Genomic DNA, 14,864 nt, shown 5'->3' on the forward strand with positions numbered 1-14,864 from the left:
CTGATCAATGGCGTGGTCAGCAACGGGGCCGATGCGGTGACGGTGAATCTGCGTTGCGTGGCAGCGCAGATATGCGAGACGCCTGCGACGGTGACGATTCCTGCGGGGCAAAGCTATGCGTACATCAGCGTGAGCGGCTTGGATGCTGGCTCAACCCAGATCGAAGCTTCTGCTGCAGGCATGGATCCCGTCTATCTCAACGCGGAAACCGTGGCGCCGAGGCTGCGCCTTCAGTCCGCTCCTGCCTCTTTGGCAGAGGGGCAGAGGGCGGCCTATATCTCTGTCTCTGCTGAAGTCCCCGGGGCCTACTGGTCAACGAACCAATACCCGTCAGCTCCCCTGACCATCACCTTCACCAGCTCCGTCCCCTCCGTAGGCACGATCACCGACAGCGTCACCTGGAATGCCAACTCGGGCAACTCGGGCTACGCCACCTTCACTGCGGTCGCCCCCGGAACCACCCAGATCACGGCCAGCTCCCCCGGCTTCACGCCGGCGACCAGCGGCCCGATCACGGTGAACCCATAAGAAAGAGATGAGCATGCAACGCTCCCCATTTTTCCAGTGCGCACGCTTTACGCTTTCCGTGGCCGCATGGCACAAACCGCTGTCAGCGCTTCGGCGTCGTTCCGTTGCGGCCCTGGCCATCGCATTGGGCATGAGCACGGCCATTGCCGCCGACACGGCGCAACTGACCATTGCTGATGGCGTGATCGTCAAATTCGGCCAGGGCGCCGGCATCAGCGTGCGCAGCGGCCTGCAAACGGGATCTTCCGTGGTGCTGACCAGCAGCCACGACGACGCGCAACTGGGCCCGGTGCAGGCGCAGGGGCCACAGTCCCGGGCGCCACAGGCCAGTGACTGGCTGGGCGTGCTGGTAGCGCCTGAAACCGCCCCCGCCAGCCTGAAACTGGACGGCCTGGCCATTCGCTATGCCGGAGGCGCGGAGGGCCTGCCCGGCCACATGGCAGGTGGTGCCGCTCTGGTACTGGCAGGTGCAGGCTACGGTTTCGAGCGGCTGCAGCTCACGGACAACGCCGTGGGAATCCGGGTGGTCGGCAGCGGCAGTCCCCGCATCACGCGTTCGCGCATCGCTGGCAACGGCGTGGGATTGCTGGCAGAGCAGGGCGCCACGCCGGCCGTTGGTGAATCAGATATCTCGGGCAACAGCCAGTTCGGCATACGCAACACCAGCCCGGCCAGCATCGTCCAGGCCCAGGGCAACTGGTGGGGCCACGCCAGTGGTCCGCGCGATGCCGTGGGCAATCCGGCAGGGCAGGGCAATGCGGTCAGCACGGGCGTGGACTATGGCTCCCACCTGACGGCCGAGCCCGTACTGGCCTGCACCATCGCGCCCACGCAAGGCTATGCCACGCGCGTGCGTGCCGTGCAGGTGCGCCTTGACTGCCCGCAGGCCGCGCAGTTCCGCCTGCAGGAAAGCGATCAGTTCGACAGTGCTGCATGGCAGAGCATGACCGGCCACCCCATGCGGGCAAGCTACACGCTGTCCATGGGGGCGGGGGACAAGATGATCCATGTGCAGTTCCGCACGGCACAGGGTGGCATCAACCAGTTCTCGCTGCCACAACCCATTGCATACGCACCTGAAGGTCCTTTGGTGCAGTTCGCCCAGCCGGCCGCTGGGGCCGTGCTGGAGCAGGACACGACCATCGCCATCAACGTGACCGAGCCTGAAGGCGTGCAGCAGGTGGAAATCCTGGTGGATGGCCAGCGCCTGGCCCTGCTGACCGAAGCACCTTTCCAGACCACCTGGGCGCTGGCTGCCGTGCGCAACGGCAGCTATACCCTGCAGGCCAGGGCCACGAACGGCATCGGCCTGAGCAACACTGCAACGCGTCCGGTACAGGTGCAGAAAAAGGCCGGACAAGGCCCGGCCCTCACCGCTACCTTTGCAGGCGCGGCGCTCGCGCCCAATGCGACAATCTCCGCGCCGGGCGAATTGGTCGTGTCCGCACAAAGCCCCATCGGCATTGCCAACGTTAAGGCCACCATCAACGGCCTGCAGATCTTCGAGCGCAGCGGCGACGCCAGCAGTTCCTTCAGCCACAACCAGTTCATCGACTTTGCGCAACTGCCCAACGGCACGCACAGGTTCGGCATCACGGCCACCGACGTGGACGGGGTCGCAGCGGTACTGGACATCCCGTTCACGCTCAGCCTCAGCGCGCCGCCGGCTCCCGTCATCGCGCAGCCCGTCAACAACGCACAGGTGTCCACGCCGCAACTGGCCGTCTCCGGCACGGCCATGGCGGGCTCGCAGGTGCAGCTGTATCTGGGCGGTCAGGCCGTGGGCAGCCCGATGGCCGTGCCAGCCAATGGCAGCTTCTCCGGCAGCCTGACCCTGCCATCCGAAGGCGCGCACCGCATCGAAGCGACGGCCAGCAATGCGCGCGGCACCAGCCCGAGGAGCGCGGCGGTTGCCGTGACCTATGCCATCGCGGCTCCGACGGTGAACTTCACCATGCCGGGCCAGGATGCCACCGTGGTCGGCAGCACGGCCGTCGGTGTCGCCGCCTCGGCACCGGACGGCATTGCCAAGGTCGATTTCTTCGCCAACGGCAGCCTGATCGGCTCGGCCACGCAGGCTCCGTACAGCGTGCAGTGGGACACGTCGGGCGTGGCCAACGGTGCCCTCACGCTCAGGGCCGTGGCCACCAGCAAGGCGGGCAAGACCGGCGAGGCCACGCGCTCCGTCACCGTGAACAACAAGCCGCCCGAGCCCGAGCAGCCCAAGACGCCCTACACGGGCACGGTCAGCTCCGTCAGCCCGGCGGTCTCGTACGGCGCGCAACGCGTCGTCATAGCCGGTGCCGCCGTGTCACGAGCCAGCGGACAGCCCATGCCCAACGCAGCATTGCGCATGGTGCTGGACATCTCGGGCTTCAAGCGGCGCATAGGCATTGCCACCGACGACAGCGGCCAGTACCGCTACGAATTCGTGCCCACGGCCAATGACAACGGCACCTACATCGTCTCCGTCATCCATCCGGAAGAGACCACCACCACCGAGCAGGGGCGCTTCACCATCAACCGGCTGAGCTTCGACCTGGCCAGCTACCAGCTCACCGCGCCGCGCGGCTTTGCCGCCAGCATCACGGTCAACGCGCGTGCCAGCGCCGGCACAGGCGCCACCGGCGTGCGCTGGGCCGTGGTTCCGGCACAGCAGCCCAGCGGCAGCCTGCCGCCGGGCATCAGCGTGGAGCCGGGTGCGCCGGTCAACGTGGCCGCAGGCGCCTCGGTGCCCATGGTCATCCGCTTCACGGGCAGTGCATCGGCCGGGGAGACGGGCACCGTCGTGCTCACGGCCTACGCCAGCGAGACAGGGGACACGCCCCGGGGCAGCTTCACCATCCACTACCGGCTGGTGCAGGCCCTGCCCGAGCTGTTTGCCAATCCCACCTACATAGAAACCGGGGTACAGCAGGAAAAGACCGTCACCGAGAGCATCACCATCGGCAACCGTGGCCTGGTGGCAGCCCAGGACGTGAAGGTCCAGCTGGTGGACAAGGATGGCCGGGCCGCGCCTTCCTGGATCTTCCTGTCCAGCGCCAGCCACATCGGCGCCGTGGACGTGGGCGCCCAGGTGCCCATCCAGGTCACGGCAAGCCCCGGCAAGGACGTGGCCGACGGCATCTACAACTACCGACTGCAGATCACGGCCAGCAACCAGGGCACGGGCACCATACCCGTCTCGGTGGCCGTCACGCAAAGCGGGCAGGGCGGGCTGAGCTTCCATGCCACCGACCTGTTCACGGAAACGCTGGACGCGGGCGGCAAGCCCATACCGGGCGTGGCCAACGTGCGCATACGCCTGCAAAACGATGCCGTGCTCACCTATCTGCGCACCCTCACTACGGACGCGCAGGGCAAGGCCGTGCTCACCGACCTGCCGCCCGGCACCTACACCTACCGCGCCAGCGGCCCGCGCCATGCCGACAGGTCGGGCCGCATCTTCGTGCGCCCGGGCGTCACCACCTCGGAGCGCGTGCACCTGCAGTACCAGACCATCAGCATCGACTTCAGCGTGACGGAAACCACCATCAAGGACGAGTACCAGATCACCCTGGAAGCCACCTTCCAGACCCAGGTACCGGCCCCCGTGGTGCTGCTGGAGCCCCTGTCCATCAGCCTGCCCGAGCTGCAGGTGGGCGAGGAATTCACGGGCGAGCTGACGCTGACCAACTACGGCCTGATCCAGGCCGACAAGGTCGTCTTCACACCGCCGCAGTCCGACGAGTACTACCGCTACGAATTCCTGGCCGACATCCCCAAGACCCTGGCCGCCAAGCAGCGCGTGGTCATTCCCTACCGCATCACGGCCGTCAAGCTGCACCCGCGCAGCATGGGCTTCAGGCAGGCGCGCTCGGCGGAGATGGGTGCCGTGCAGAGCATCGTGGTGAATGCGCGCAATGCGGGCAGCTGCTCGTCCTATGCGCAGTGGGCCACGGCGGAATGTGGCTGGGTCTGTGCCAATGGAGAGGAAGAAACGCGCACGGTTTCCTCCACATTCGGTCGGCTGGTCGGCGGTGCTTGCGGAGGCGGATCTGGCGCAACTCCTCCTTGGCAGCCCGACACCAGATGCCAGGTGATCAATGGCCGTGAGTATTGCGGCCCAGGCTACCCGGGCTGGGGCGGTGCAGGCGGCGGTGCGCAAGGAACCCCGCTGCCGCTGGCCCCCGAATGCACGCCCACCTGCCGTGGCCAGTGCTGCGCAGGCGGTGGCGCGGGCCCCGGTGGAGGAGGCTCTGGCGGAGGCGGTTCGGGCGGCGGAGGCGCAGGAGGTGGAGGCGACTTCCGCTAATGCAAAAAGCATTCACCACACATCAGCCACGACCGGACATCGCCCGGCCGTCAGCCCAAGAGATGCATTCAATAAGGCAAACGATTCGCGAGACGAGAGGGGAAGAAATGAGAAACAGAAAACATGCTGTGCACGGTTGGCTGTGCGCAGTCCTTGCAGCAGCAAGCCTGCTGCCATCGATGGTCAACGCGCAGGACTACTCCAGTTCCAGTGCCTTCACCCGCCCGGGCGATCCCGGCTACTCCCTCACCACCCAGGCCAGCGAACCCCAGGTGCGCTGGATCAACGGCGAATACACGGAAACCCACATCGACCTGCGCGTACAGGTCCTGGGCGGCCCGCTGGATATCGTGCGCAGCTGGAGCCAGGGCCGCTGGTGGCTCAATCCGGCCTGGGCGCCTTTGAACTTTGAACTCGACCCGCTGGGTCGTGACGCCCGGCTCATCGAACGCGCAGGCGTCCTGTACGAGCGCAGCGGCCAGGCCGACCTCTACATCGCCAAGGGCAAGAACAACGCGCCCGTCTTCATCAAGCGGCTTGCCGAAGGCGGCAGTGCCCAGAACCCGCAAGCACAGTGGCGCTGGTACGACCGCCTGGGCAACAGCATCGACTACGACGCACAGGGCCGCATCCTGGGCTACGCCAACACCAACGGCATCAACGTGCGCTTTGCCTACGACAGCGCCACGCGGGCCCGCATCCTGGACCACCACGGCGGCACCGTCTACACGGCCACGCTGGCCAATGGCCTCATCACCCGCATCGAAGACCGGGCCGGGCGCAGCGTCAGCTACCAATGGAATGGGCAGTTGCTCACCCAGGCCACCGACGTCATGGGCCAGCGCTGGAGCTACACCTACGACGGCAACGGCCAGCTCACCAGCCGCACCGACCCCCTGGGCGCCCAGGTCACGGTCCAGTACAGCCAAAGCATCCCTGCCCCCGCACCGCTGCTCACCCTGGGCGCCGCCGGCAAGGTCCTGGACCCCACGGGCACCAGCGGCACCACCAGCAAACTCGCCAACCTCTGGGGCGGTGGCCGGGTCGGCAAATTCGATGGACAGGGCTGCGCTTCCACGGGCAAGAACCAGTACCTGCGAGAGAAACGCCAGTTCCTCGTCACCTACCTGGACTGCCGGGGCAACACCACCGTCTACCTCTACGACCGTGAAGGCAACGAGCTCGAAAGAACCTTCAACGGCAAACCCGCAGCAAAAACCCTCTGGGACGGCAACTACCAGACCCGCGCCATCGACGCGCGGGGCCTGACCACCACCACCCACTACGACTACAACTACCAGCCGCTGCAAATCATTCACTCCGATGGCAGCCGCGACCAATACGAATACGAGCCTGTACGAGGCCTCAGGACAAAGCACATCAACCAGGGCGGCATCACCAGCACCTGGAGTCATGACGACAAAGGCCGCGTCACCATCTGGACCGAAGCCCTGGGCCGGCCTGAACAGCGCACCACGCGCTACCAGTACGACAGCTACGGTCAACTGACGAGCCGCAGCACGGGAGCAGGCGACGGCACGGCAGACGATGCCCGCACCACCACCTACCGCTACGACAACAACGGCAGCCTGATCGAGGCCACGGATCCGCTGGGCCATACCAGCAAGGCGAGCTACGACGCCAGGGGTCTACCTGCAACGCAGACGGACGTCCTGGGTAACACCGCCACGCTGGGCTTCGACGCCGCAGGGCGGCTCACTAAGGCCACCAACGCCCTGGGCCAGAGCACGGTCCACCAATACGACGCCAGGGGACGGCGCACCCAGAGCACCAGCGCAGCAGGGCGAATCCAGCAAACCCGCTACGACCAGGAAGGTCGGGTCATCGAAACCATTGCCCCCGGCCAGACACAGGGAAGCGGCACGCGTATCACTTACGACAGCACGGGTCTGCCCCTGAGTACCACCAGCCCTAGTGGTCTTGTTACCCAGACCACCTACGACAACCGTGGTCGCACGGCCCGCAGCATCGACGCCGCAGGCAACACCATCACCTACACATACGGGGAAGACGAAACAGCACAGGCCGGTCTACTCATCGCCACCCAGTACCCCACGTACAAGGAAGCCTACCAATACGACCCAAACGGCCGGCAGACCGCCGTTACCCAGCATCTAGCGAATCCCTCGACCCCGGACCAGACCCGCACCCAACACCAGCAGTACGACAGCCTGGGCCAGCGGGTTGCCACCATCGACCCGGCAGGCCGAACCAACATCTACGAATACGATGGACTGGGTCGCCTCGTCAAAACCACCGATCCGCTGGCCCAGGCCACGAAACAGACCTGGAACGCCCACGACCAGCTCACCAGCCTCACTGACGCCAAGGGCAACACCCACAAATTCGAATACGACAAGGCCGGGCGCCTGATCAAGGAAACCCGCCCCATGGGCGGTGCCATTCTGTATGCCTACGATGCCGCAGGCCAACTGACACAACGCACGGACGCTGGAGGCAACACCCGCAGCTACGCCTATGACAAGGCCGGCCGCATGGTGCAGGAAGAGCACCAGCTAGGCGGGAAGGAAACCGATCAAAGCATCACCTACCAATACGACGCCGACGGTCTGCTCACAGCCTACGAACAAAAGGACGGCCAGCAGAACCTGATCGGCAGCGCCACCTACGACAAGGACGCGCAAGGCCGAATCACCCAGAACAAGGTCACCTACGGCAAGGTGGACAACACGGGCAGCTTCAGCTTCACGGTAGGCCAAAGCTACAACGCCGATGGCCAACTGGCGGGCCACACCTACCCCGACGGCAGCGCAGGCCACTACAGCTACGACAAGGGCCGCCTAAGCATGGTGACCCTGCCCGACCAGAGCCAGATCCGCTACGGCAACTACCAATGGCTCACGGCCACGCGCATAGAAGCTCCGGGCGCCACCAAAACCATCAGTCTGGACGCCCTTCAGCGACCGCTGTCCATCGAAGTGAAGAACGCCACAGCCGAACTGCTGGCGAGGCGTCACTACCAATACGACAAGGCCGGCAACATCACCCAGATCGACAGCGATCTGGGTAAGACCGAATATGGCTACGACAACCTGGACCGGCTGACCAAGGCTGCACCAGACCAGCCACTCAAGGACCTGGGTCTGCCCACCGAGCAATACCAGTACGACGCCGTGCACAACCGTGTCTTCAGCGGCCACCAAATGGGGCAGTGGAGCTACAACGCTGACAACCAGCTCACCAGTTACCCGCGCCTGCGGCCCTTCGACAAGACAGCGCAACCTACTCAAACCCAGGTGGAGTACACGCCCCAGGGACATACAGCCAGGGAAAGCAGTGACCAGGGGGAAAGAAGCTACAGCTACAACGCCGCAGAGCGACTGACTCGCTATGCCAGCACAGCGGCAGGCCAGAACACGCCGAGCATTGAAGCCAACTACCGTTATGACCCACTGGGGCGGCGCATCTCGAAAGAGGTCAAGGAGGGCCAGGCCACCAAGGTCACTTACTTTTTCTACAGCGACACGGGATTGCTGGGCGAGGCCGATGAACAGGGGCAGATAACAAGGGCGTATGCCTTCGATCCCCAGAAAGCGCAGCAGGAGCTATGGAGCACGGATCCTGTATGGCAGGCGGAGATCAGCGAAGCGCAATTGACAAACAAGAACACCAGCGTCCACTACCTGCATACGGATCATCTGGGAACGCCGATGCTGGGCACCAGTAAACAGGGTGCAATGACGTGGAAAGCTGTGGCTCAAGCGTTTGGAGCTGCGGGGGCACTGCCGCAAAGTCAGGTGGAGATGAATTTAAGGTTTCCGGGGCAGTATTTTGATATTGAATCTTTGAGAAATTATAATTTATTTAGAAATTATATTGGAGAAATTGGTCGATATTCGGAGTTGGATCCATTGGGTGCATTTTCTAGTGAAAATGAATACGTATATGTTGATGGAGATCCGATATCATTTATTGATTCATGGGGTTTGATAAAAGGTGTTGGTAACCCCATAGCTTATAACCCCCTGGAAGGTGGTGGGGGCGGTATTGGCATAGGCATGGGTGGCGGCCGGGGAGGATCTGGTGGTGGAGGGAAATCAGGTGCCGGAGTTACAGGTGGTGGGCGGCCTGCCGTACCCCTTCCTCCAGTAACGCCTCCATCTGAAAAAGAAGACCCTCATGATCGCCCATGGCGCAAGCGAGATACTTGGCATGTATATGTGAGTTGCCATGTTAAAAAGTCTGTAGGTTGTGTGAATTGCCCCGATTTCATAGGAGGGCATGCATATGGTGGCACTTTTACAGAAGCAAGCGCTAGAGCACAGTCAGATGCAAGCGCTAATCTAGGGTATATTGGTGCGCAAGGTTGTCAATTGAGACATTGTCAAGCAGTAGCTTGTTTTGTAAGTGGGAGAGTCGTAGCATGCCCAAGGCCACGGTAACATCGGATGATTTAATACATTTAACTGCTGCTGCCCGTAAAGGTGATGCAGAAGCGCAGAATCTGTTAGGTGTTTATTATGCTACAGGAGCTGTTGATGGAACATGTGATAACGTTTCTGCCTTAAAGTGGTATTTGGAGGCCGCAAAGGTGGGATTGGTGGAATCACTGTGGAATGCTGGGAGTATGCTGATTGATGGTGAGAAGGACGTGAAGACGGATTCACCTTTTGGATTACTATTAATTAGACTGGCTGCCGATTCTTTTCATCCCAGCGCCTGTTCATTTTTATCTTGGTGCTATAAATCTGGACTCTATGGTTTGCAAAAAAATGAAGATAAATCTAAATATTGGGCGGAGGCTTCTCTTAATTACAAAGAAATACAACAGTATACGAATTCAGTGGAGCGGGAGCTTGTGGGAATTTTTATGCAGCAAAAGATGAGTTTATAAGAATGGGAGTCGCTGTTTATGAGTTTTGAAAAATATTTAACTGAATTTTCGAGCGCCATTGCATCTGGTATTTGATAGGACTTGAATTATCATTGGTGGATTTAGATAATGGCGACATGCCGCGCCGTCATAATCAATGAGGATGGGCTATAGCCTTGATCTGGGAAAGGTAGAGTGAATGGGGACCAAGTGCAATTAAAGAGTAAGTAACCTTGAGGGAGGTGTACGGCGAGCCTGTCGGCCCAGGCGCCACAGGCTAGCCCCAAGGCCCCAAAATCCGCGCTCCCCGCCCAGCTACAGTACAACCTCCAGACCCACCGACCGACTGCGCCACGCCGCGTTCGCTGTTGCGCCGGCCGCAAGAGAGAGCCAAGTCCTCCGATCCCGCAGTCTTGCAGAACGATCTGCCGCCGCGCGCTCATCCGTTGCGGTAGCATCCACCGCGCCGTCCTGCTGTTCGATCCCTGGAAAAAACCATGACTACACCAGCCCCAGCGCCTTCACCCGCCCGGGCGATCCCGGCTACCTGCACAACGACCACCTGAGCACGCCCTAGGTTGCCAGCGATGCAACGGGTCGTTCATCCTGGTAGGCCTTGAACGAGAGCTTTGGGCACACGCTTGAGCGCAGCGGCAACCGCACTCGGATGAACCTGTGGTTTACGGACAGTATTTTAATTAAGAGACGGGGACTCATTACGATGCAGGATGCGCGGGAGAATTTGAAGGCTTGGCAGCATGACCACAACCATCACCGCCCGCACGGTTGGCTTGGCTACCTGACCCCAAGCGAATTCGTCAAAAAGAGGTTAGATCAACAACTGGAAAGTCGCTCAACTCCAGTTTTGAAGCGACCGGGTATGTGGAAAATACCAGCGAGAAATCTCATCGTGGAAAATCCGACGCCCTAGTGGGAGGGGTGAAGCCACCGATGTAGCGAGCCACTCCCTTAGTGATGCGCAATTCATCCACATTGGCGTTGAGGTACGAATCACCATACCCAAGACTTTGGCCAAACTGTGTAATGAGGGCTGAGTTGTTCAAATTACGTGAAAGTGTCACTCGGTTCATCTCTACTCCATTGCGGTAGCCGTAGAGCTGATTGCCCAGGCGTGACACTGCAAAGTGAGCCCATTGATTCTGTGCCACATCATGCAGCCCCATGCTAAACCATGCGTTGCCTGCCGTTGGGCTGGCATATTGAAAACCAATTTCTGCATCGTTGTTGATGATGCTGTAGTCATGATCGATTCCGCTGGTTCTTTTGGAAAGCACCGTCCCGTACAGCGACGTTCCACTCCAGGCTCGCAAATACAGCCAAAACTCAATGGTGAAGTCTGAACTGGAGAGATTCATGTCTTCCGAATATGGAACATGCAACATCGATCCGCTGCCATCAAAGCGCACGCTCGCAGTGCCTACTTTTTTCACATCCCCCCTCGTGAGCACCGTACCGTTTCTGGATACATTTTTTCCCGTCTCTTCGAAAAAGGTGGTTCCAGAATTCTCTCCGTCAAAATGCATCAGCAGTACGACTGCACCAACCCCCATTTCGACGTCAAATGACTCCAATACATTGCTGTCGGGATCAAAAGCCTGAACCGCGAACTTGTAGTACCCATTGGCAGCGGTACTCACGCCGCTGATGAGGCCTTGCGCATTCAGCGTCAGCCCGTCCGGTAGTGTTCCTGCAGCAAGCATCCAGACAACAGAAGAAGATGCAGACGAAACAACTTGGCCGGAAAGCTGGCTGAAATAGCTCTCTCCCCGTGCCGCAGAAACCAGAAGGCGCTTGTCCGTCGGCACCGACACTGTCGTCTCGCCACGCACGACGAGGGTTGCGAGTACAGAGGAGAAGTTCTCGGCGTGAGCGGTCAAACGGGTCGCACCGGCAGCCAGACCAGTCACATCAAAACCGGCACATTGCTGCCCAGCCTGCAAGACAACCGATGCAGAGACATTCAGTACCGAAGGATTTGCCACTGTCAGCTGAACGGGGACGTCGCGAGCTTCGGGATTCGGCAGACACACAGTCATGGCAGTGCGAACGCCTTGATTGAGCACGGCACTCGAAGGCGCCAGACTTAGCAAAGGCATATCTCGCACTTCAACCTGAGCCTCCGCAATGCCCAGACTGACATGACTGACGGTGATCTTTGCGAGGCCAAGATTGTTGGCTTGAACTTTAAGATCCGCGCTATGTTGCCCCTCCGGAATGAAGATGCTGGTGCTTGTTGAGGCAACTGAAGGATTGCTGCTGCCTGCGTCCAGAGTCATGCCGCCAGAAGGCGCCGCTGTATCGATTGATATCTGAAGAGAGCTTTCAGTACCAGGATTGAGTTTGAGACTGGCGGGCTTAATAGCAAGAGCCTCTTGACCCACATGAATCAAGCCCTGTTGTACGAGATAGGGAATGCCCAGCAAACCCCAAGTTATTGAATTTCGGATATGGCCAGATGGCACAACGATCGCATTCAGAAGATTTCCGTAAGCCGAGTTGCCGTTTCCCACGGGAGAAGACTCCAGATCCATTATCACTGCAGGCGCGTTGTGATGATGAATGATCGTATTGGATATTTGTGGAGACGAAGCCTCGATGGCGATACCCTCACCATATTCAAAATGTACATAGGCCAACCGTGTCAGCGAATTGTTGGTGCCAGCAGTAAAGCGCCATGTCCCCCAATCCCCAGCAGCCGGAGTGCTTTCGGCAGAGGTGATCACGATCGGCTTGGTTGAAGTGCCAACAGCGTTGAAGGCACCTTTTTGAAGAGTAAAGCTGGAATTCCGTGCCATGCGAATCGTCACGCCGGGCTCGACGCTCATGGTTGCGTCATTGCCCAGCACGACGGCGCCTTGGAATGTATAAGGCGACTGTGCGGCGCGCAGTGTGATATTGCTTTCAATGCGGCCAGTGATTTCTGTGAGGCTTTGGGCTACAGATTGACTGCTGCTCGCCAGCATTGCGAGCAGTAAAAGAAATTTAGCGCCAGCTTGACGGGCTATGCGCTTCACTTTGAACAATTCACTCACCGCACGACCTCTGTGTGTTGAACCAACCGGAACGCGAGTATGGATGAAGTACAGTCCGCATACCCATTCTTGGTATTTGTTGGTTGTCGTTTTTTTGCAATATGCGGGCCATGGCTTTTGCGTTCCGCCGGAATCGGCTGGGCTGGACTTCTTGAAGAGTGAAATTGACAGCCGTGACCCTTCATCGGGAATACCTGCGTCGGCGAGCGGCGGTGATCAGCGAACCAGATGCTCACGCAGCAGCCTGTTCATGTCCGCAAAAATAGGATTGGTCTGACCGTCATGCCTTTTCGCGGGCAGAGTCTGGAGGGCTTGTGAAGGAAGCCGATCCAGGGCCGATTCAAAGGCTCCTTGCCTGCGACCCGCAACAGACGCCGCAAGGGTTATGAACGATCAATTCCATCTGGCTGGCGCGATGCAAGCGCTGCACTGTTGAAGGGCGTTTGCGCGCCTGCCGGCAAGCCCGCCCTCCCATGACCCATACGCCAGAGCGGGTAGACGGTCCGCCGTGATGTTGCGCCCAACGGCGCCAAAGCCGCGCTCCCCACACAGCTACAGTACAAACCCTAGAATCCCCGGACGACTGCGCCACGCCGCGTTCGCTGTTGCGCCGGCCCACAAGCCGGCCCCAAGAGAGAGCCAAGTCCTCCGATCCCGAAGTCTTGCAGAACGATCTGCCGCTGCACGCTCATCCGTTGCCGTGGCATCCACCGCGCCGTCCTGCTGTTCGATCCCTGGAAAAAAACCATGACTACGCTTGACCAAGCGCAGCCGGGCATGGCCCCTGCTGTTGCGACCGCACGTCCTCTCAACCGACAGGACTACAAGACCCTGGGCCTGTCGGCCCTGGGTGGCACCCTGGAGTTCTACGACTTCGTCGTTTTCGTTTTCTTCGCCAACGTCATCGGCAAGCTGTTCTTCCCGGCCGAGATGCCGGACTGGCTGCGCCAGCTGCAGACGCTGGGCATTTTTGCAGCGGGCTATCTGGCCCGGCCCATCGGCGGCATTCTGATTGCGCACTTTGGCGACATCCTGGGCCGCAAGAAGATGTTCACGCTGTCCATCTTCCTGATGGCCGTGCCCACGCTGGTGATCGGTCTGCTGCCCACCTATGCCTCCATCGGCATTGCCGCGCCGATTTTGCTGCTGGCCATGCGCGTGCTACAGGGCGCGGCCATTGGCGGCGAGATGCCGGGCGCCTGGGTCTTTGTGGCCGAGCATGCGCCGGCGCGCCACTATGGCTTTGCCATCGGCTCGCTGACTTCGGGCATCACGGGCGGCATTTTCCTGGGCTCCATCATCGGTGTCTGGCTCAACAGCACCTACAGCGCCGAGGAGATCCACGACTGGGCCTGGCGCATGCCCTTCATCCTGGGCGGCGTGTTCGGCCTGGTGTCGGTCTACCTGCGCAAGTTCCTGCATGAGACACCCATCTTCCAGGAGCTGATGGCTCGCAAGCAGGCCGACCGCGAACTGCCGCTCAAGACCATCGTGCGCGACCACCGCCAGGCCTGCGTGCTGGTGGCGCTGATGACCTGGGTGCTGTCCACGGCCATCGTGGTGGTGGTGCTGTTCACACCGGCCTATCTGCAGAAGGTCTTCCACATCGACGCGGCCCTGGCCATGAAGGCCAACGCCGTGGCCACGGTGACGCTGACGCTGGGCTGCGTGTTCTGGGGCTGGCTGTCCGACAAGATGGGCACGCGTGTGGCCATGGTCACGGGCTGGCTGGGCATGACGGTGACGGCCTATGTGTTCTATCTGAACCTGCCGGGCACGGCGTCCTCGCTGGTGTGGAGCTATGCGCTGGTGGGCTTTTTCGTGGGCAGCATTGCGCTGCTGCCGGTGGTGGGCGTGCGCGCCTTCCCGGCCGAGGTGCGTTTCACGGGCCTGTCCTTTGCCTACAACATGGCCTATGCGGTGTTCGGCGGCATGACGCCCATGCTGGTGTCCGTGTGGCAGCAGGTGGATGTGATGGCGCCTGCGCACTATGTGGCGGCCATGGGCATCCTGGGCGCGGCCATCGGCTTCTGGCCCCTGGCCTGCCGTGGTTGGCAACCCAGGCGCGGCTGAGCTTGGCAGTGGAATGAAGGGCAGCATGGCTGCCCTTTTTGTTGGGCGCCGCATGGATCGC

At 60.9% G+C, this 14,864-nt stretch carries 7 protein-coding genes; 6 read left to right on the top strand and 1 reads right to left on the bottom strand.

Annotated elements, in window-relative coordinates; genetic code table 11:
- The 5 genes from ACUTR7_RS22460 to ACUTR7_RS22480 form a co-directional block, all read left to right on the top strand.
- Window positions 1-528 (top strand): carboxypeptidase-like regulatory domain-containing protein (locus ACUTR7_RS22460; RefSeq protein WP_445609868.1); only part of this gene is annotated, 528 nt, incomplete at its 5' end.
- Between the two features lie 130 nt (window positions 529-658).
- A complete protein-coding gene (locus ACUTR7_RS22465; protein ID WP_445609869.1) occupies window positions 659-4,822 on the top strand; it encodes an Ig-like domain-containing protein in 4,164 nt (1,387 codons plus the stop codon).
- Window positions 4,822-9,246 (top strand): RHS repeat-associated core domain-containing protein, encoded by a 4,425-nt coding sequence (locus tag ACUTR7_RS22470; RefSeq protein ID WP_445609870.1) that lies wholly within the window; start codon window positions 4,822-4,824, stop codon window positions 9,244-9,246. Before ACUTR7_RS22465 ends, ACUTR7_RS22470 begins: the two co-directional genes overlap by 1 nt.
- The gene (locus ACUTR7_RS22475) at window positions 9,228-9,698 is read left to right on the top strand and encodes a tetratricopeptide repeat protein (protein WP_278537580.1); all 471 of its coding nucleotides are present in this window, start codon (window positions 9,228-9,230) and stop codon (window positions 9,696-9,698) included. Before ACUTR7_RS22470 ends, ACUTR7_RS22475 begins: the two co-directional genes overlap by 19 nt.
- 646 nt (window positions 9,699-10,344) lie before the next feature.
- Window positions 10,345-10,608: an integrase core domain-containing protein gene (locus ACUTR7_RS22480; protein ID WP_445609947.1), complete on the top strand. Its 264-nt coding sequence runs from the start codon at window positions 10,345-10,347 to the stop codon at window positions 10,606-10,608.
- Here the strand turns inward: ACUTR7_RS22480 and ACUTR7_RS22485 are convergent.
- On the bottom strand, window positions 10,583-12,730 hold the full coding sequence (locus ACUTR7_RS22485; RefSeq protein WP_445609871.1) for a LamG-like jellyroll fold domain-containing protein: 2,148 nt from the start codon (window positions 12,728-12,730) through the stop codon (window positions 10,583-10,585). The genes ACUTR7_RS22480 and ACUTR7_RS22485 overlap by 26 nt on opposite strands.
- Before the next feature lie 747 nt (window positions 12,731-13,477).
- On the opposite strand from ACUTR7_RS22485, the gene ACUTR7_RS22490 reads away from it, so the two are divergent.
- Window positions 13,478-14,803, top strand: coding sequence for an MFS transporter (locus ACUTR7_RS22490; RefSeq protein WP_392415107.1), 1,326 nt, complete (start codon window positions 13,478-13,480; stop codon window positions 14,801-14,803).
- Window positions 14,804-14,864 lie beyond the last annotated feature (61 nt).

This window comes from Delftia sp. NA_296.1, assembly GCF_052692095.1.

Excerpts from the sequence above, each read along its gene's own strand:
- ACUTR7_RS22490 (WP_392415107.1), top strand. The coding sequence starts at position 13,478 with ATGACTACGCTTGACCAAGCGCAGCCGGGCATGGCCCCTGCTGTTGCG.
- ACUTR7_RS22465 (WP_445609869.1), top strand. The coding sequence starts at position 659 with ATGAGCACGGCCATTGCCGCCGACACGGCGCAACTGACCATTGCTGAT.
- ACUTR7_RS22470 (WP_445609870.1), top strand. The coding sequence starts at position 4,822 with ATGCAAAAAGCATTCACCACACATCAGCCACGACCGGACATCGCCCGG.
- ACUTR7_RS22475 (WP_278537580.1), top strand. The coding sequence starts at position 9,228 with ATGCCCAAGGCCACGGTAACATCGGATGATTTAATACATTTAACTGCT.
- ACUTR7_RS22480 (WP_445609947.1), top strand. The coding sequence starts at position 10,345 with ATGAACCTGTGGTTTACGGACAGTATTTTAATTAAGAGACGGGGACTC.